General features: G+C 45.0%; 12 protein-coding genes and 1 tRNA gene. 7 read left to right on the forward strand and 6 right to left on the reverse strand.

The window, feature by feature from the left end; translation table 11 throughout:
- From AC30SF_RS00300 to hemC, 3 genes are read right to left on the reverse strand one after another with little or no spacing between them, the layout of a single operon-like run.
- On the reverse strand, positions 1-1,383 hold the full coding sequence (locus tag AC30SF_RS00300; protein WP_489607192.1) for a uroporphyrinogen-III C-methyltransferase: 1,383 nt from the start codon (positions 1,381-1,383) through the stop codon (positions 1-3).
- 30 nt (positions 1,384-1,413) lie between these two features.
- Positions 1,414-2,160, reverse strand: coding sequence for a uroporphyrinogen-III synthase (locus AC30SF_RS00305; protein WP_209363747.1), 747 nt, complete (start codon positions 2,158-2,160; stop codon positions 1,414-1,416).
- Positions 2,161-2,174: 14 nt separating this feature from the next.
- Positions 2,175-3,101: a hydroxymethylbilane synthase gene (hemC, locus tag AC30SF_RS00310; protein ID WP_311462165.1), complete on the reverse strand. Its 927-nt coding sequence runs from the start codon at positions 3,099-3,101 to the stop codon at positions 2,175-2,177.
- 153 nt (positions 3,102-3,254) lie between these two features.
- Between hemC and AC30SF_RS00315 the strand changes: the two genes are divergently transcribed.
- From AC30SF_RS00315 to AC30SF_RS00340, 6 genes are all read left to right on the forward strand, one after another.
- Complete coding sequence (locus AC30SF_RS00315) at positions 3,255-5,756, forward strand: class I adenylate cyclase (protein WP_489607193.1); 2,502 nt, start codon at positions 3,255-3,257, stop codon at positions 5,754-5,756.
- Positions 5,757-5,765: 9 nt separating this feature from the next.
- Positions 5,766-6,395 (forward strand): two-component system response regulator NarL, encoded by a 630-nt coding sequence (gene narL / locus AC30SF_RS00320; protein ID WP_489607194.1) that lies wholly within the window; start codon positions 5,766-5,768, stop codon positions 6,393-6,395.
- Positions 6,396-6,554: 159 nt separating this feature from the next.
- Positions 6,555-8,312 (forward strand): autotransporter assembly complex protein TamA, encoded by a 1,758-nt coding sequence (gene tamA / locus AC30SF_RS00325; protein ID WP_489607195.1) that lies wholly within the window; start codon positions 6,555-6,557, stop codon positions 8,310-8,312.
- Between the two features lie 20 nt (positions 8,313-8,332).
- A complete protein-coding gene (gene tamB, locus AC30SF_RS00330) occupies positions 8,333-12,214 on the forward strand; it encodes an autotransporter assembly complex protein TamB (RefSeq protein WP_489607196.1) in 3,882 nt (1,293 codons plus the stop codon).
- A gap of 22 nt (positions 12,215-12,236) precedes the next feature.
- Positions 12,237-13,793 carry an exopolyphosphatase gene (gene ppx, locus AC30SF_RS00335; protein WP_489607197.1) on the forward strand — a complete coding sequence of 519 codons (1,557 nt, stop codon included), beginning with the start codon at positions 12,237-12,239 and terminating at the stop codon, positions 13,791-13,793.
- A gap of 203 nt (positions 13,794-13,996) precedes the next feature.
- On the forward strand, positions 13,997-15,043 hold the full coding sequence (locus AC30SF_RS00340) for an extracellular solute-binding protein (RefSeq protein WP_489607198.1): 1,047 nt from the start codon (positions 13,997-13,999) through the stop codon (positions 15,041-15,043).
- Between the two features lie 597 nt (positions 15,044-15,640).
- Here the strand turns inward: AC30SF_RS00340 and AC30SF_RS00345 are convergent.
- Positions 15,641-15,715: transfer RNA gene (locus AC30SF_RS00345), tRNA-OTHER, on the reverse strand.
- A gap of 78 nt (positions 15,716-15,793) precedes the next feature.
- Entirely contained in the window at positions 15,794-16,969 is a 1,176-nt protein-coding gene (cgtA, locus tag AC30SF_RS00350; RefSeq protein WP_489607199.1) for an Obg family GTPase CgtA, read from the reverse strand.
- 293 nt (positions 16,970-17,262) lie between these two features.
- Between cgtA and ligA the strand changes: the two genes are divergently transcribed.
- Positions 17,263-19,278, forward strand: a complete 2,016-nt coding sequence (gene ligA, locus AC30SF_RS00355; RefSeq protein WP_489607200.1) for an NAD-dependent DNA ligase LigA — start codon at positions 17,263-17,265, stop codon at positions 19,276-19,278.
- Positions 19,279-19,374: 96 nt separating this feature from the next.
- Here ligA and lgt read toward each other — a convergent pair whose 3' ends face one another.
- Positions 19,375-20,181, reverse strand: coding sequence for a prolipoprotein diacylglyceryl transferase (lgt, locus tag AC30SF_RS00360; RefSeq protein ID WP_489607201.1), 807 nt, complete (start codon positions 20,179-20,181; stop codon positions 19,375-19,377).
- Between the last annotated feature and the right edge of the window lie 7 nt (positions 20,182-20,188).

Raw genomic sequence — 20,188 nt, forward strand, 5'->3', positions numbered from 1 at the left:
CTATTTCTCCTGTTGTTCAGGTTGATTCGGGGCGGTGCTTGTATCCGCGCCATTTCCTTGCTCTGCAGGGCTTGTGGCATGGTTTTCTGTCGCTTTGACATTTTCCGGATCGAAATCTTTGTCAGCGGAAAGCGTGATTTTTTGCACTTCTTGCGGTTGTTTATTCAGCAATTTATCCAAGGCATTTAAGCTGCTAAGCTGGGTCGGCACATCCACGTAAATGGATTGTTCTGCCAATTCATCCAGTTTTTTCAGGAAGTTTTGTGCTACTTCCGTGCTGGTATCAAAATAGGTACGAACCCAAGAAGCCACTGTTTCCAAAGATTGTTTATATAAATCATCTTGTTGACGTGGCACGGCTAAAATCGCAATTTGTAAGCGTAAGCGAATGTTTTCACGTAAATAAATGTCTTGATTTGGTGCTAATAAGGCTTTGTTATCCGTTTTTTTGGGCGTGATGCGAATAAAATGATTTAAAAAACTGACCGCACTTTTTTCAGCGTTGGATTTCCAATCTTCCAAAGAATTGGTAAGTTTGTCCGAGTTTGGATCTTCATCAAAATTCACATTCAATACGTTCAACTCATCTACGTCATTTGCCAACTGGGACAATTCCTGCATGATAGCATTTTGATCCACGTTGTTGAGGGATAACAGCTTCTTCAAATCAGCATTAATTGAGCTACGTACAGTGGCAACTTGCGGCATTGCCACTTTGGACAAGGTCTCACCCGCCACTTTTAATAGCGATACGCTGGTGTCCACATCGTTATCCAACACCAATTTACGCAAGGCATTGTTTAATAAAAAATCTGCTTCGGTCAGCAACCAATCGTTTGGTTGTTCCGCTTTGCTTTGATTGGTCAAACGCTGAACTTGTTGTTGCAACGCTGATAACTGTTGTTCTTTGGCGGCTAATTCTTGATTCAAGGCGCTGATTTGGTCGCTCGCCACTTGAGAAAACTCGGCTAACTTCGCCAACTGGCTTTTTTCTGCTTCAAAGCTTGGGAGATTGACGGGTTCAGCCGTATTTTTTTGCTGAAGTTGCGTTTGAAGTGCGGTCAGTTTTTGTTGCATTTCGTCAACCTGTTGTTGCCCGAAATAATAACCGCTGCCGCCTAAGCCAAGGGCAATCAAAATCGCTAATACGCTCAACGCAGAACCGTTTTTCTTCACAATAACGGTTTCGTGTGGAGTGGATGCGGAAGACTGTCTATTTTCGTTCTCTTTATGTTGCATGGTTGCTTGTTTATCCTCTACCTTGGGGTCAACGTGTTCATTTTCTATGGTGTCTTGTTTTGCTAAATCAAGATCCTTATTCACATCAATTTCGTGTTCAATTTCTGCATGATTTTCCAGATGATTCGATTTCTTGTTAGCCATATTGATTACCTATAAAAGAGACATGTTGCGTTAACGACATTGTAATAAGGTTTGTAATAATGTTTGATTATCCGCACGAGGTGAAACAATCACATTCTGCCAGCCCAATGCCTGCGCCAAATGGGAAATTCGCTCACTGACGGTAATGAGTTGACAACTTTTTAGCCAATTATGTTCATTTCGTGGGACAAAATCCAGCAGTTGCGTCAGAATTTCCCCGCTGGTCGCCACAATAGTTTGAATACCGGCACGCTTACACAGACTGGTTTGCTCCACATTATTATAAACAAGCGGTTCTCTTCGGTAACATTCAACGATCTCAACGTTAGCACCGCGTTGTTGCACTTGTTCTGAGAGGAGTTCGCGTCCGCCATTACCGCGCAAAATCAAAACGGTTTTGCCTTGTAAATTTTGCATTGCAGGAAGTTGTAATACGCCTTCGCTGTTTTCTTGGCTTGTCGGATAATGCACGGCCGTGGCGGTTGTGGCGGCAAAATACTGTGCGGTGCCTTGCCCTACGGTGAAATAGTGCAAATCATCACGCCATGCAAAACCGGTATCTTTTAAGGCTTTGTCGGCAAAATCCACCGCACTTTTGGAGACGATAAAGACATAATCATCTGCTTTTAATTTGGCAAATTTATTCGGTAACTCATTGAGTTCTGCACCGGCTTCAATGGTAAATAAGGGTAAATGAATGGCGACGATTCCGGCTTTTGCCAGCATCTCCACGAGTTGTTGCCCACGTTCATCAGGGCGAGTTACCAAAACGGCCATTGTGCCCCCACGATTTATGAATAAATTGCTTGCAAAATTTTGTCAGCGCCTTGCGCTAAAAGCTGTTCGGCAATTTTCACGCCTAAAACTTCGGCATTTTCCACCGCACTTTTGCCTTCTGCGCGAATAATGCGACTGCCGTCAATATCGCCTACTAAGGCTCTTAAATACAGCTGCCCTTGTTGTAATACGGCATAACCGCCAATCGGTACTTGGCAACCGCCTTGTAAATGATTATTCATGGCGCGCTCTGCTAATACGCAGTAAGTGGTTTCTGCATCAGCCAGCGGCGCCAGCAATGCCTGCACCTGCGCATCATCGGTACGACATTCAATCCCCACAGCACCTTGTCCGGCAGCCGGTAAGGATTGTTCAACGTCAATAAAAGATGCGATACGATCTGCTAAGCCCAAACGAATGAGGCCGGCAGAAGCTAAAATAATGGCATCATAATCGCCGTTATCTAATTTGCTTAAACGTGTTCCCACATTGCCGCGCAAAGAGCGAATGTCTAAATCGGGGCGTAAGGCTTTTAATTGGCATTGGCGACGTAAACTTGATGTCCCGACCACCGCGCCTTGCGGCAACTCTGCAAAAGTGCGGTAAGAATGAGACACAAAGGCATCACGCGGATCTTCGCGTTGGCAAATCACGGCTAATCCCAGGCCTTCGGGAAATTGCATCGGCACATCTTTCATGGAATGCACGGCAATGTCGGCTTCTTTAGTTAATAACGCATTTTCTAATTCTTTAACAAACAAGCCTTTGCCACCGATTTTCGCCAGTGGTGAATCTAAAATCACATCGCCTTTAGTTACCATCGGCACTAATTCAATGGTTAAATCGGGATATAACTGTTGCAGACGATCTTTCACATAATTTGCCTGCCATAACGCCAACGGGCTTTGGCGAGTCGCAATTTTTAAGGTTTTTTCAAGCATAATAACAACATATTGATCAGGTCTAATGAGGGATTATCCTATCACTGTTAACTTCAAAAGTCAGTGTTCATTTAATTTTTTTTGCTTTCCGTCAATACTGATGATAGAGTAGCCGCTAGCGAAGCATGACCGTCGTAAAAAACAGGATATTACTTGAAGTTTGATCTCGATAAAGCTAAACAACGTGTGGACGATTTAGATAGGTTGCGTATCCAGCGGGCTTTATCCGACACGCCTGAATCCTTTCAACATATTTTCAAACTGATCCCATTATTACTCCATTTTAATCATCCTGATTTGCCGGGCTATGTTTCTGATGCGCCCACCGGCATTGCCCATTTTTCCCCAACGCCATTCCAACAGGAATATCTTGCACATACGCTGACAGATGAAAGCGTGAAAAACTTCCTCAAAAAACACCGCACTTTTGAATCGGAAGCCATTCTTGGCGTCTATGTGATGGGCAGCATCGCCTCTATTGCCCAAACGCCACAATCTGATTTAGATATTTGGCTGTGTCATCGAGAAGATTTGAGTCCATCAGCACGTGAACTTTTACAGCAAAAAGTCGAGCGCATTCAACAATGGGCAAAGCGTGTTCACGTAGAAATGAATTTCTATTTAATGGATCAAAGACGGTTTCGGTGTTTTCGTTATGTCGAGCCAATGACTGCCGAGAATTGTGGTTCGGCACAATATATGTTGTTGCTGGATGAATTTTACCGTTCAGCCATACGCCTTGCCGGGAAGCCGTTATTGTGGCTGCATTTGCTGATTGAAAATGAAGCGGATTACGAGGCAGAAATCGAACGCTTAACGCAAACGCAGCAATTAGATTTAAATGATTGGGTGGATTTCGGGGGGTTAGGCACCTTGTCCGCCAATGAGTATTTTGGTGCGACCTTATGGCAGCTGTATAAAGGGATTGATTACCCTTATAAATCCCTGCTCAAAATTTTGTTGTTAGAAACCTATTCTTGGCGTTATCCAAACACGTATTTGATTTCTCGTGAATTTAAACACGCCTTATTAACCGGTGAATTGAACGTTGTTCATCAATTTGATCCTTATTTGGCGATGCTGCAACGGGTAACTGCTTATTTGACCGAACGAAAAGAATATAAACGGCTGGATTTTGTGCGTTGTTGCTTTTATATCAAAGTGCATGAGAACGAAGCAGAGGTAAATAAAAGTAACTGGCGATTGGATGCGTTACTTAAGCTGACGCAACAATGGGGCTGGCATTGTGGGCAAGTGGAATTATTAAACCATCGCCAACAATGGAAAATTAAGCAAGCCGAAAAAATGCATAATGACCTGATTAAGTTTTTAATGTTGAGTTATCGTAACTTAGTGAATTTTGCCCGCAAACATCAGGTCAATGTCAGCATTATGCCACAAGATATGAGCATATTAACCCGTAAACTTTACACGGCATTTGAAGAATTGCCGGGCAAAGTGACCTTGCTGAATCCACAGTTTGCTGTGGATTTATCGGAACGCTATCTAACGTTTATTGAAGTACGTAATAACCGTCAGTTTAAGGACGGTTGGTATATGATTAACCAAACGCCGGACATTCACGGTTTTTGTCGTCCACGTTATACAGAATATAGCCAAAGCCTGAATAAATTAGTGGCGTGGGCGTATTTCAATCGTTTGCTTACGGCAAATACCGAGCTCTTTGTTGCCAGTAAAAATGTCGAACTTAACACGTTGCGCCAGTTTGTGACGGATTTGCGGTTGACATTTCCTATCGACAACGCCTCTGCCAGCAATTCCGACCTGAGTCATCCTTGTGAAATTCGCAGTCTTGCGGTCATTATTAATTTGACCCAAGATCCGACCGCACATTTAACCGACATTAAATCCAGCATCCAATCAAGCGACTTATTTAGTTTCGGCGCGAACGAAGAAAGTTTAGTCGGCAGCATTGATCTCACGTATCGCAACGTTTGGAACGAAGTGCGGACATTGCATTTTGAAGGGCCGAATGCCATTTTGTTAGCGTTAAAAGTGCTTTCCAACAAAATTTATCGTGGTGCGCCGTTGCCAAAATTGGTGCAGGTGTTTTGTTACAGTCGGTATTATCGCCGCGCCTTACGCCGCATTGTGACGACTCTGATTAATAAATGCATTAGCATTCAAATCGGTGCCGCGCAACCACCTAAAAATAATTTATTGCGCGTGGCAGGGAAAAACTGGCAGTTTTTCTTTGAAGAACGCGGCATTAGTTTACAAGAAATCCACAATGCTAAACTCACTAAAACAAGCCAAATTGACACCGCACTTAGCTACAAAGTCAATCCGACTTATCCTGCCGTGGTGAAACATCATAAATACCCGCGTGAAATTGACGCCTTTGCCAGTGAAGGGTTCTTGCAATTCTTTTTTGAAGATAATCCGAACGGGAGTTTCAATGTGTACATTTTAGATGAACTCAATCGCATTGAGATTTATCGTAACTGTGATGGCACAAAAGAGAAAAAAATTCACGAAATTAACCGAATTTATCAAGCGTCAGGGTTGGATGAAAATAACAATCCGTATAAAATCGTGCAACGTGATTTCAATTATCCACAATTTTACCAGCTATTAACGACAAAAGACGGGATGACTATTGTGCCGTTTCATAGTCGCCTAGCCTTATCTTAAGGGGGTCACATGACTGATAAATTAAAAGTATTAATTATTGACGATCATCCGTTAATGCGTCGAGGCATCAAACAACTTGTTGAATTGGAAGAGGGGTTTGAGGTCGTCGGTGGTGCAGGGAACGGCAGCGAAGGCATTAGCTTGGCATTACAAATGTCACCGGATCTCATCATTTTAGATCTGAATATGAAGGGGTTGTCCGGTTTGGATACACTAAAAGCGTTAAGATCGGAAGGCGTGGATGCCCGTATTGTGATCTTAACTGTATCTGATGCGAGAAGTGATATTTTCACCTTAATTGATGCCGGTGCGGATGGCTATTTACTCAAAGACACCGAGCCGGATACCCTGCTTTCCCAACTTAAACGCATTGCGCAAGGGGAAGTGATTTTAAGTGATTCCATTAAAGATTTACTGATTGAACGCCAATCTTCTCAAGAGCCGATTTATTCTTTAACGGATCGTGAAATGGATGTGTTGCGTTTAATTGCCACCGGACTTTCCAACAAACAAATTGCCGGCCAATTATTTATTTCGGAAGAAACCGTTAAAGTACATATCCGCAATTTGTTGCGTAAACTGAACGTACATTCACGCGTTGCCGCCACCGTGTTATATTTTAAACACCAAAACGGATAACGTTTTTTCCTTTCTGCAATAGCCGGTTTCTTCCGGCTATTTTTTTCTGTTTTTTCATCGTTGCCGGATTCCGGAAATTTTTTAAAAATCCACCGCACTTTACATTGCAGGGCTATGGTCTAAACGGTTACACTACAAGCCTTTAATTTTGGGGTAAGTATGAAGCAACTGAGTAGCAATATCACGACATGGCGCCTGTGTGCGCTTCTTTCTTTCGGCTTGTTTGGATCTACCGTTGCTTGGGCGGAAAATCCGGTGGAGTTACGCATTGAAGGCGTTAAAAATCATGCCTTGGATGAAAATATTCGGCTTCACCTCAATGCCGTTGAGAAATATGATACGACGGATATTGCACGCTATCAGGATGTGGTCAGCGCTGCGATTGATAAGGGATTGCGTGCCTTAGGCTACTACGATTCGACGATTCGGTTTGAGCTGAAACCCCGCGAAGGCAAAGCGCCTTTGCTTATTGCGCATGTGTCACCGGGAGAACCGGTGAAACTTGCCGGAACCGAAGTCATGATTCGTGGTGATGCCGAACAAGATCCGTTCTTTCTCAAGCTAAAGACCCAACTACCGAAAGTTGGCACCGTGCTGAATCACGAAGTGTATGAGGACTATAAAAGCCAACTACAACAACTGGCGCTCACCCGTGGTTATTTTGATGCAGCATTTGAGCTTTCTCGCTTGGAAGTGATGAAATCCACTCATGAGGCATGGTGGAAGCTCGCCTTTAATAGCCAAAAACGTTACCACTATGGAAAAATTAACTTTCTGCACGCCCAAATTCGTGAAGAATTTTTGCGCAATATGCTTAATATTAAACCCGGTGAACCTTATTTATTAAGCGATCTTTCTACGCTAAACAATAACTATTCTTCCACCAGTTGGTTTAGCTCCGTGTTATTGCAACCGCACCTCAAAGAGAAGACAAAAACGGTGGATTTAGATGTGCTACTTTACCCGCGTAAGAAAAACATTATGAGCGTCGGGATAGGCTATTCCACCGATGTTGGCCCTCGTTTACAATGGAGTTGGACCAAACCTTGGATTAATGATCGCGGGCACAGTATCCGCAGCAATCTGTATCTTTCTTCTCCGAAACAAACGCTTGAATTAACCTATAAACAGCCATTGTTAAAAAATCCGCTGAATTATTACTATGAATATTCGGCGGGTTTTGAGCGTGAAAATAAAAACGACACCCAAACCACCGCCTCGACGTTTGCCGCCTTGCGTTATTGGAATCACCCGACCGGCTGGCAATATTCGCTCGGTTTGCGGGTGCGCCATGATGCCTTTACGCAAGCGGATATTTCCGACAGCACATTATTACTTTATCCCACAGCCTCCTTAACGCGTACCCGTTTACGTGGTGGGGCTTTTCCTGATTGGGGTGATTCGCAACGCATTACGACAGATTTCGGACGTAAACTGTGGCTATCGGATGTGAATTTCTGGAAAATTCAAGGCTCTACCGCGTGGATTCGCACCTATGCGCAAAATCACCGTTTTCTGACCCGTTTGGACGTGGGCATATTGAATACCGCCAATATTCACCGCCTTCCGCCTGCGTTACGTTTTTTTGCCGGTGGCGATCGTAGTGTGCGTGGTTACGGATACAAAAAAATCTCACCGAAAGATCGCAACGGCAAGCTTATCGGCGGTTCACGCTTGCTCACCGGTACGCTGGAATATCAATATCAGGTTTATCCGAATTGGTGGTTGGCGACCTTTATGGATAGCGGATTGGCGGCCAATACGTTTGATCCGGACGAATTACGCTATGGCACCGGCGTTGGTGTGCGTTGGGCATCGCCTGTGGGGGCGATTAAATTCGATATTGCCACACCGGTACATGACAAAGACAACAGCAAAAATATTCAATTTTATATTGGGCTTGGCGCCGAAATCTAAACAGCCAAACGGATACCATAATGACAGAACATAAGGAACAAGCGCCGGAAGCGCCTAAACCCCAAAAACAGAAAAAATCCCTTTGGTGTCGCATTGGATGCGTATCAAGTGCGGTCATTTTTTTGCCTGTTTTTTCACTGCTCGGGCTCCTCGCGACCCAAAGCGGACAACATAAACTCATCCAATGGACAGATGCCTTGCTTGATGAACTTTCGATTGAACAGGTCGAAGGGAATTTGAGCGAAGGGCTGGTGCTAAAAAACCTTCGCTTCCAAACAGCCGGAGTCGATACACAAGTGGCGGAAGCCCGTCTGCAACTGCAATTAAGTTGTTTATGGCGGGCAGATATTTGCATTGACGACATTCGCTTGCAAAAGCCTTACATTCAAATTGACACCGCGTTATTGCCACCTTCGGAAGATAAACCGGACACCGACAGCGCATCCATGAAGCGGATTCGACTGCCTATTGGCATAGACATTCATCAGGTCGCCATTCATGATCTGAGCCTCATCATTGATCAGCAGAAAATGACATTGGGCACTTTTCAAACGGCGGCGTCTCTCAATAATGAAAGTGGTTTAACGTTAGCGCCCACAACCATTCAGGATTTTACCTTTATCCATGAAATGAGTGATGCCTCGGAAGATGAGCCTCAGCCGCAAGCCACGCCCAATAACCCGATTGATTGGGCGGCATTAGAACAAACGCTTAGCCAACCGCTTCTCGCTGATTTAGGGCAACAAATCGAACTGCCTTTTGATATGCATATTCAAGGCATTCACGGCACAAACTGGCAATACCAAGCCATTAACACAAAAGGCGAAAGTGAATTTGCGATTCAAGTCAGTGCTGCCGATTTGTTGGCGGATGCCACCGGGGATAACGTGCAATTGCAGACATTGTCGGTGAAAAGTTCACTTGGCGAGGTGCAATCCAAGGGGCAAATCCAGCTGCAAGCGGATTTTCCGCTCCAACTGAATATCAACGCCGATTTAAACACCTTAAAACAGAAAGAGATGGTGCTGTTGCCGGCAACAAAAGCGAATTTAACGCTGTCAGGAACGCTAAAAAAACAGACCGCACTTTTATTGCAAACACAGGGTGCAATCGATGCCGAGCTCAAAGCTGAAGCCCAGTTGACCGCGCCGAAAACACCATTAAACATCAAATTAGCCGTAGCCCGAGGTCAATATCCTTTTGACGGCAATGATCCGTTAAGCATAAAAGACGTTAATTTAACTATTAACGGCGATATATTGACCTCTCAAATTCAGTTAAACGGCGCTGTCAGCGGCATGGGCATTCCTGCCAATAGTCTTGATTTACAGGCGATCGGCCATTTATCCAACATTGAAATACACCAGTTGAAACTTAACGCCTTAGAGGGGTCAGCCGAACTGAAAGGCGATGTGAATTGGCGTGACGGGGTGGAATGGAATAGCCATTTGCAGTTAGCCAAAATGAATCTTGGTCGTTATTTATCCGCCTTTCCTGCGGTTTTATCGGGCGAGTTAAGCTCACAAGGTCAGGTTAATCAAAAAGGTTGGCAAGTGGCGGTGCCGCAAGTGGATATTCAAGGCACCTTGGCACAACATTCTATTGCGTTGCAGGGCGGTTTAACGGCCGGTGACCAACAGGGGGTAACGATTCCGCAGTTGGTGCTGACTTATGGGGAAAATAAGATCCATGCGCAAGGCTCGATGGGGAAACAATCGGATTTCACCTTAAACATTAACGCACCGAATTTGCGTGGGTTATGGGCGGATTTATCTGCAGGGGTTGCCGGTCACATAAAATTAAACGGCGATGTGATGCGTCCGCAGGTGGATGTGGATCTCACAGCGAACCACGTGGCTTTTCAGCAAATGCATTTAAATCAAGCGATGATAAAAGGTCAAATTAACGGCGAAGAACGCGTAAAAGGCGAACTGGATATTCACCTTAACGGTTTTCATTATAACGATATTAGTATTAACCAGCTGAAACTTGCTGCCTCAGGCGATGAGCAAAAACACGTGCTACACCTGACTTCTGATGGCAAGCCGGTGGCGGCAAACCTGAATTTAACCGGCAATTTCGACCGCACTTTAGCGCGTTGGCAAGGCACGTTAAGCCAAGCCATGATTAAATCGGAATTTGGTAATATCCAAACCAACCAAAACGTGGCGATAACCTTTGATAATAAAACGGCGGAGACGACAATTTCCGCCCATTGTTGGATGCACAGCAACACGGATCTCTGTTTTCCACAGGCGTTCAAGGTAGGGGCGAATGGCGATGTGCCGTTTGAGATTAAACGTTTTGACCTCGCGTTAGTGAATAAAATCTTGGCACAGGAGATGCTCACCGGTCATCTTTCCGGCAAGGGGCGCGTGGCTTGGTTTAGTGATAAACCGATGTTGGCGGAACTACAAGTGAAAGGCAATCGTCTTTCCCTGACGCAAAAGTTGGATAATCGCACGCTCAAATTGGATTTTCCGCAAATTAGCCTCAACGGAAATTTAGCCAATAATAATTTGGCGGTTAAATCGGAAGTGAACATTCAAAATCAAGGCAAAATCAGCACCGATTTAACCTTACAAGATATTGCTAACGCACGTAAACTTGGTGGAACTTTTCATATTCACAACTTAAATTTAAGCCTTGCCAATCAATTGTTAGCCAGCGATGAAAAGGTTGATGGCGAACTCAAGGCGAATCTGACATTAGGCGGTAATCTGAATGCGCCAACCTTAAATGGAAGCGTGAATTTAAATAAACTCACCGCCAAAATGCGTTCTTTGCCGTTTGATATTAAAGAAGGTGAACTGGCATTACACTTTACCGGAACGCAATCCACGCTCAAAGGTCATCTACAAACAGCCGACAGCCGACTCAACCTTAGCGGCGATGCCAACTGGAAAAATATCAACGATTGGCGTACCCGTTTGCGCGCGCAAGCGGATCAATTTAAAGTGAATATTCCGTCTATGGCGAGCTTAAAAATCAGCCCGGATGTAGAAATCAGTGCCTCACCGAAATTGTTGTCCTTGTCCGGTAATGTGGATATTCCATGGGCGAGAATTGCGATTGAGTCCTTGCCGGACAGCGCCGTTGAAGTGAGTGCCGATGAAGTTATTTTAGATGGAAAAGCCGCGAAAGCCTTGCCGAAAACGATCCCATCGGAAACACGAGGCGGGATGGAAATTAAATCGGATCTTAAAATTAAGATTGGCGATGATGTTCATTTAAATGCATACGGACTGAATACGAATTTGCACGGTTTACTTTCCGTGAAACAAGAACGCGGCAATTTGGGATTGTATGGCGAAGTGAATTTGAAAAACGGGCGCTATGCCTCTTTTGGTCAAGATTTATTGATTCGTAAAGGATTAATCAGTTTCGTGGGGCAACCGTCGCAACCCTCTTTGAACATTGAAGCTATCCGCAATCCTGAAGCCATGGAAGACAGCCATGTGACCGCCGGCGTGAAAGTCACCGGTATCGCTAGCGCACCAAGTGTGACGATTTTCGCTGAACCGGGCATGCCGCAAGATCAAGCACTTTCTTATATTTTGACCGGCCGTTCATTAGAAAACAGCAGTGATTCGACATCTAGCGGTTCTGTCGGAGCTGCTTTGTTAGGCATGGGATTGGCAAAAACAGGCAAGGTGGTCGGTGGTATAGGAAAAGCATTTGGGATCAATGATTTGAACCTTGGCACACAAGGCGTAGGCGACAGCTCAAAAGTGGTGGTAAGCGGGAGCATTACGCCACGATTGCAAGTGAAATACGGCGTTGGGCTATTTGATGGCTTAGCCGAAGTCACATTGCGCTATCGCTTGTTACCGCAACTTTATGTACAATCCGTGTCAGGTGTCAATCAGGCTTTTGACTTCCTCTACCAGTTTGAATTTTAGCCAATAGAAAATCTTCCGAATTATGAATAACGAAAACTTACTGAGCAAAGCCGGTGAATTGCATGCAAGACGGGGCGAGGTGCGTGAAATTGCCGCTATCGATCTCGGTTCCAACAGCTTTCACATGATCGTTGCCCGCATTGTCAACGGCACATTGCAAGTGTTATCGCGATTGAAACAAAAAGTGCAATTAGCGGAAGGCTTGGATGAAAATCAAGTGTTAAGCCAAGCGGCGATTGAACGCGGAGTAAATTGCTTGGCATTATTTGCCGAACGTTTGCAAGGGTTCCCGGCGGAGAACGTCAGCGTGGTTGGCACTTACACGCTACGCCGTGCCATTAATAACGAAGAATTTTTACGTCAAGCCGCTACGGTTTTTCCTTATCCGATTAACATCATCAGCGGCAAAACCGAAGCTAAAACCATTTATGCCGGTGTTTGCCACACCCAACCGGAAATGGGGCGAAAATTTGTCATTGATATTGGTGGCGGATCCACTGAGATGATTATCGGCGATAATTTCACCCCTTTAATTTATGAAAGCCGTCACATGGGCTGTGTCAGTTTTGCCAAGAGATTCTTCCCGAATGGCGAAATTTCAGAAGAAAGTTTCCGTTTAGCTAAACAAAGTGCGGTGAATAAAATCGAAGATTTGGCATGGGAATATCGCAATTTAGGCTGGCAGTCGGTGCTCGGTTCATCGGGGACGATTAAAACCGTGCATCAAGTGATCAGTGAAAATATCGATTCGGACGGTATTATCACCGCAGAACGGTTGGATCACCTTATTCAGCAAACCTTGCCGTTTTCTCACTTTGAACAACTGAAATTTCATGGCTTAAATCCTGATCGCGCTGATGTGTTTGTTCCCGGCTTGGCGATTTTAAAAGCGATATTTGAAAATTTCCAAATCGAAAAAATGCGTTATTCCGATGGTGCATTGCGTGAAGGTGTTATGTATAGCTTGGAAAAAAATTTTCAGGTCAATAACATTCGTGAGCGCACTGCATTAGGCTTGGCGGAACAATTTAATATCGACCAAGCGCAGGCGGAGCGGGTGTATCAAACGGCGGCATTGTTATTCGGACAATATTCATGTTGGCAAAATCCGGAACTGATTGACGACATGCAAGACGTTCTGTTTTGGGCGGCACGCTTGCATGAGGTGGGCATTGTGATCAATCACAAGAACCTGCAAAAACACTCTGCGTATATTTTATATAACACCGAATTACCGGGTTATGACAACGAACAGCATCGTCTTCTCTCCACCTTGGTACGTTACCATATGGGGAATTTTAAATTACCGGAAATGTTCAAATTCTCCCGTTATCAGGAACAAGATGTGTTAGCGTTAATTCGGATTTTACGTTTAGCTATCATCCTAAATCGTTCCCGCCAAGCCACAGAAAAGACGAAAGAAATCACCTTAAAAATCGACCGCACTTTGCATCATTGGACGCTGCAATTCTCAGAGGATTACTTACAACATAATCCATTAATCAAAAACGAACTGCTACTTGAAAATCGCTTTTTGCAAGGATTAGGCTTTGGCTTGACGATCCTCAACACGCATTAATCCGGTTACCTATCTCGAAAACAGGTCGAATGCAGGAGAAAGCATATCGGCCTTTTTTGTATGAAGGCATTTTTCTGCTTAACCTCTTCCGCCTGAAAGAGCAGGACAAAATCTAAAAATCTGCTATACTGCCCGCCGAGTTTTTACTCAATTCTTTTATGAAAATTAACCACTCGCTATGATTAGCTTTGGAGGACAATAAATTGAAAAATTTGTTTGCAAAAACGCTTAAAACCCTCGGCTTGACGCTGACTCTCCTTTCCACCACCGCCTTTGCGCAAGAAAAACTGTACGTTTATAACTGGACCGATTACGTCCCTTCCAGTCTCGTTGCTGAATTTACCAAAGAAACCGGTATTGAAGTGATTTATTCTACGTTTGAAAGCAACGAAGAAATGTATGCCAAACTCAAACTGATTTCCGATAACGCCGGTTATGACTTGGTGTTTCCGTCCAGCTATTATGTGAATAAAATGGCGAAAGACGGCATGTTGCAAAAGCTCGATCACAGTAAGTTAAGCAATTTCAAACAAATTCCGGACAATTTATTGCATAAAGACTTTGACCCGAACAACGAGTATTCCTTGCCTTATGTTTACGGCTTGACCGGTCTTGCGGTGAACTCGGAAGACATTGACCCGAGCAAAATCACTAGTTGGGCAGATTTGTGGAACCCGGAATACAAGGGCAAAGTGTTGTTGACCAGTGACGCGCGCGAAGTGTTTCATATTGCGTTGTTGTTAGACGGCAAATCCCCGAATACGACTAACGAAGAAGAGATTAAAGCGGCTTATGAACGTTTGGTGAAACTTCTGCCGAACGTAGCGGTGTTTAACTCCGACTCACCGGAAGTGCCTTATGTTCAGGGCGAAGTGGCATTAGGCATGATTTGGAACGGTTCCGCTTATTTAGCACATAAAGAGAACGACAAAATTGCCTTTGTTTATCCGAAAGAGGGCGCGATTTTCTGGATGGATAATTATGCCATTCCAAAAAGCGCAAAAAATGTCGAAAATGCTTACAAATTCATCGACTTCTTATTGCGTCCGGAAAACGCCAAAGTGGTGTTAGAACGATTGGGCTATTCCATGCCAAATAATGGCGTGAAAGCCTTGTTGACACCGGCTATGGCAGAAAACCCAACCTTATTCCCACCGGCTGAGGAAGTGGAAAAAGGCATTATCCAAAGCGATGTGGGCGAAGCTGTCGATATTTATGAAAAATATTGGAGCAAATTAAAAACCCATTAATCCTTTCCCACCAAGTGCGGTCAAAATTCAAAGTAAATTTTGACCGCATTTTTTTCTTATAGCCAGCCAAAGTCTGGCTATCTGTTGCATGAATGATTAAACCTCAATGCGTAATTCATGATTTCGCGCGTAGCGTGCATCTTGATGCACGAAGGATTAACTTCAATGCGTAATTTATGATTTCATGTGTAGCGTGCAACTTGTTGCACGAAGGATTAAACCCTCAATGCGTAATTCATGATTTCGTGCGTAGCATGCAACTTGTTGCACGAAGGATTAAACCCTCAATGCGTAATTCATGATTTCGTGCGTAGCATGCAACTTGTTGCACGAATGATGAACCTCAATGCGTAATTCATGATTTCATGCGTAGCGTGCATCTTGATGCACGACCAAACTACGCAAAGAACGTTATTTAATCCTTCGGGCATTTACGATTTCGTGCAACAAGTTGCACGCTACGATTCTGTTTTACCAGCACATCTCATTGCGTAAAATGGTGTAAGTGATACCGGAAGCTTTTAATGCGGCTTCGGTTTCAACGTAATCTCCGGTAAGGGATTTCACGGTATTGAAAGGGAAACATTGAATGACTAAGCGCTGGGGCAGGATTTGAACCTACAGTATACATAATGTTGTCATCATGCCGAGTTGCCGTTTCGCCACCCAGCGCTTTAGTTAAGTTGATTCAACCCTCTTTTGAGGAGTCTGTCAAGTGGAACTCGACATAAGCTTTGACGAAAATACATGCTAGGGCTTATAAATAATTTCTACGCCTTCTTCGTCTTCTTCCGACCAGTCATCCCAGTCGTCATCGTCTTCATCATCAATATCGGCGTTTTCTAACTGCGCTTGATGATACTCTTCCCACTTGAATTTCACTTCTTCGTTTTCAACCGGAAGCGCTTCGGTCTCACGTGGGTTAGCTTCCAAGAAGTCCATAATATCACGGCAAAGTTGTGGCACGTTTTTGCCGGTAGCGGCAGAAATCAAATAATAATCCTCTTCCCAACCGAGCTGTTCGGCGATCGCTTCTGCGCGTTCATGGGCTTCTTCATCGCTCATGGTATCGATTTTATTGAAGACTAACCAACGCGGTTTTTCTGCCAAAGATTCGCTGTATTGAAACAATTCCGATTCGATAATCGCCACATTGTCTGCCGGATCAGATTCATCGATTGGGTGAATATCCACCAAGTGAATCAATACGCGGCAACGTTCTAGATGTTTTAGGAAGCGGATGCCTAAACCCGCTCCTTCGGAGGCGCCTTCAATTAAGCCCGGAATATCGGCCACCACAAAGCTGCGGTTATCGTCCACTTTCACCACGCCTAAACTTGGCACCAACGTGGTGAACGGGTAATCCGCGACTTTCGGTTTAGCGGCGGAAACGGCACGGATGAAGGTGGATTTACCGGCGTTAGGTAAGCCCAGCATACCCACATCCGCAAGTAACATAAGCTCTAATAATAAATCGCGTTTTTCCCCGGGGGTGCCCATGGTTTTTTGACGTGGCGCACGGTTGATAGAGGATTTAAAACGCGTGTTGCCAAGCCCATGATAACCGCCTTTGGCAACCAATAATCGCATGCCGTTTTGGGTTAAATCGCCGATGACTTCTTGGGTGTCGTTATCAATAGCACGCGTCCCCACCGGCACGCGTAAGGTAATGTCTTTGCCGCGGTGTCCGGTGCAATTTGCACTGCGACCATTTTCGCCGCGTTCGGCAGCGAAACGTTTTTCAAAGCGGTAGTCAATTAGCGTATTTAAATTTTCGTCAGCAATTAAATAGACATCGCCGCCATCGCCGCCATCGCCGCCGTCCGGCCCGCCTTTCGGGATATATTTTTCACGACGGAAACTGGCACAACCATTGCCTCCGTCCCCGGCTTCGACACGAATCAAAGCTTCATCAATAAATTTCATATTTTTCCTATGGGTTCATGTGTTATCGATTGATTTAAGTCGGGCTATTCTATCAGAATCCGCCGTAGAAGTTTGCACAATAACGCCGTAGAACAAAAAAATCGCCTAAAAATTCAGTGGAAAATTTGATTACTGCTGCTTGGTTAGCGCGATTTTCCCTTATAATGTGCCGTATTTTCATTGAACGGCTTGATGTCTTCGCGCCATGGTTTGGAAGAGGCGCGCCACATTGCCCTCTTCAATTTGCCGCCCTAAAGTGCGGTCGTTTTTTCGATTATTTTTATGGAATAACAATGACAACTTCAATCCAACAACAAATTGACGATCTCAGAAAAACCCTACGTTATCACGAATATCAATATCATGTGTTAGACGAACCGCAGATTCCCGACAGCGAGTATGATCGCCTTTTTCATCAGCTCAAAGCCTTAGAACAACAACATCCCGAACTGATCACCGCTGATTCGCCGACCCAACGCGTAGGCGCGCGACCATTATCGGAGTTTGCGCAAATTAAACATGAACTTCCGATGCTCTCATTAGATAACGCCTTTTCTGATGAGGAATTTCTGGCATTCGTGAAACGGATTCAAGATCGTTTAGGACTTGTGCCAGAACCATTGACATTTTGTTGCGAACCTAAATTGGACGGATTGGCGGTCAGTATTTTGTATGTGAATGGTGTACTGACCCAAGCGGCAACGCGCGGCGATGGCACAACAGGCGAAGACATCACACAAAACATTCGCACCATTCGCAACATTCCCTTGCAGCTACTAACAGATAATCCGCCAGCACGCTTGGAAGTGCGCGGTGAGGTGTTTATGCCGCACGAGGGGTTCGAACGCTTAAACGAACGCGCCTTGGAACAAGGCGAAAAAACCTTTGCTAACCCGCGTAATGCGGCGGCAGGTTCCTTACGCCAATTGGATCCCAAAATCACTAGCCAACGTCCGTTAATGCTCAACGCGTACAGCATTGGTATTGCCGAAGGCGTCGATTTGCCAGCAACACACTATGAACGTTTGCAATGGTTGAAATCCGTCGGCGTGCCGGTAAATAGCGAGATCCGTTTATGTGATGGCGTTGAAAACGTTTTAAATTTCTACCGCACTATGATGGAAAAACGTAGTTCCTTGGGTTATGACATTGACGGTACGGTATTAAAAGTCAATGACATCGAATTGCAACAAAGACTGGGCTTTATTTCCAAAGCACCGCGTTGGGCAATCGCTTACAAATTTCCTGCACAAGAAGAACTAACCGTATTAAATGACGTGGAATTCCAAGTCGGTCGAACCGGTGCCATCACGCCGGTGGCTAAACTACAACCGGTATTCGTTGCCGGCGTAACGGTAAGTAACGCGACCTTACATAACGGCGACGAGATCGAGCGTCTCAACATTGCTATCGGCGACACGGTGATTATTCGTCGCGCCGGTGATGTGATTCCACAAATTATTGGCGTCGTACATGATCGCCGCCCGGCCAATGCGCGCCAAATTGTCTTTCCAACGCACTGTCCGGTGTGCGATTCCTTAATCGTACGCATTGAAGGCGAAGCGGTGGCACGTTGCACCGGCGGGTTATTCTGTGCGGCACAACGCAAAGAAGCGCTAAAACATTTCGTCTCACGCAAAGCCATGGACATTGACGGCGTAGGGGCTAAACTGATTGAGCAACTGGTAGATCGCGAATTGGTTCATACCCCGGCAGATTTGTTTAAGTTGGATTTAACCACACTCACCCGCTTGGAACGCATGGGGCCGAAGTCTGCTGAAAATGCGTTAGCCAGCTTAGAAAAAGCCAAACACACGACCCTCGCCCGTTTTATCTTTGCGTTGGGTATTCGTGATGTGGGTGAAGCTACCGCATTAAATCTGGCAAACCATTTCAAAACCTTAGAGGCGTTGCAAAATGCCGATTTAGAACAACTGCAACAAGTGCCTGATGTGGGCGAAGTGGTCGCGAATCGCATTTTTGTGTTTTGGCGCGAAGAACACAATGTTGCGGTGGTGAATGATCTCATCGCTCAAGGAGTACATTGGGAAACTGTTGAAGTACAGGAAGTGAAAGAAAATCCGTTCAAAGACAAAACCGTGGTGCTCACCGGCACCCTTTCCCAAATGGGACGCAACGACGCCAAAGCGCTATTACAACAACTCGGTGCAAAAGTCAGCGGCAGTGTTTCAGCCAAAACCGACTATGTTATCGCCGGTGAAGCGGCAGGTTCCAAACTCAGCAAAGCAGCAGAATTAGGCGTGCAGGTGTTGAGTGAGGAAGAGTTTTTGGCGTGGATTGGTGCATAGGCAAGCCAATACAAAATGACCGACTTTTTGATTAAAAGTCGGTCGTTTATACTATGCATGCGATAAAATGAAGAAAATGAAATCATGCCAAAGGCATTATTTAACGGATTTTTGCACCGCACTTTGGCGATATGCCCAAAGCATAATGGCAATGCCCCCTACAATCATAGGTACGCAAAGTAACTGCCCGCGCGTGATCACATTGAGGAAAAGTTCTACATCCGGTTCGCGAACATATTCAACAATAAAACGGAAAAAACCGTAGCCGATAAGGAATAACCCAGCCACAGAACCTGTCGGACGTGGTTTGCGAATAAACCCATTGAGAATCAAGAACAACACTAAACCTTCCAACACAGCTTCATATAACTGAGACGGATGGCGCGGCAAGAGCAGCGGATCCGTTGGGAAAATCATCGCCCAAGGCACATCGGTTTGACGCCCCCATAATTCAAGGTTAATGAAATTACCAATACGCCCCATACCTAGCCCGAACGGAATTAAGGGCGCCATAAAATCAGCCGTTGCCCAAAAGCGGCGTTTTTGTATCTTAGAGGTGATGATCATAGCGATAATCACACCGATTAAACCGCCGTGGAAAGACATTCCCCCTTCCCAAACGCGGAATAAGTACAGTGGATCCTGTAAAAAACGATCCAGATTATAAAAGAAAACATCGCCGATTCGTCCGCCGAAGAAAATCCCCATAAAGCTGTTAAATAGCAAAGAGTCCACTTGATCCACCGTCCAACCGCTGTTCGGTTGTTTGGCACGACGTATGCCAAGCCAGCGAGCAAAAATAAAACCAAGTAGATACATTAAACCGTACCAGCGCAAGCCAATCGGGCCAAATTCAAAAATCGCCGGGTCGAAATGGGGTAAAACCAAATAGTCTGAATTCATAACATTC

The sequence above is a fragment of the Aggregatibacter valvarum genome (assembly GCF_980468985.1).

What these genes read in the sequence shown, in the direction of transcription:
- narL (WP_489607194.1), top strand. Translation starts at nt 5,766, where the DNA reads ATGACTGATAAATTAAAAGTATTAATTATTGACGATCATCCGTTAATG.
- AC30SF_RS00305 (WP_209363747.1), bottom strand. Translation starts at nt 2,160, where the DNA reads ATGGCCGTTTTGGTAACTCGCCCTGATGAACGTGGGCAACAACTCGTG.
- hemC (WP_311462165.1), bottom strand. Translation starts at nt 3,101, where the DNA reads ATGCTTGAAAAAACCTTAAAAATTGCGACTCGCCAAAGCCCGTTGGCG.
- lgt (WP_489607201.1), bottom strand. Translation starts at nt 20,181, where the DNA reads ATGAATTCAGACTATTTGGTTTTACCCCATTTCGACCCGGCGATTTTT.
- ligA (WP_489607200.1), top strand. Translation starts at nt 17,263, where the DNA reads ATGACAACTTCAATCCAACAACAAATTGACGATCTCAGAAAAACCCTA.
- tamA (WP_489607195.1), top strand. Translation starts at nt 6,555, where the DNA reads ATGAAGCAACTGAGTAGCAATATCACGACATGGCGCCTGTGTGCGCTT.
- tamB (WP_489607196.1), top strand. Translation starts at nt 8,333, where the DNA reads ATGACAGAACATAAGGAACAAGCGCCGGAAGCGCCTAAACCCCAAAAA.
- ppx (WP_489607197.1), top strand. Translation starts at nt 12,237, where the DNA reads ATGAATAACGAAAACTTACTGAGCAAAGCCGGTGAATTGCATGCAAGA.
- AC30SF_RS00300 (WP_489607192.1), bottom strand. Translation starts at nt 1,383, where the DNA reads ATGGCTAACAAGAAATCGAATCATCTGGAAAATCATGCAGAAATTGAA.
- cgtA (WP_489607199.1), bottom strand. Translation starts at nt 16,969, where the DNA reads ATGAAATTTATTGATGAAGCTTTGATTCGTGTCGAAGCCGGGGACGGA.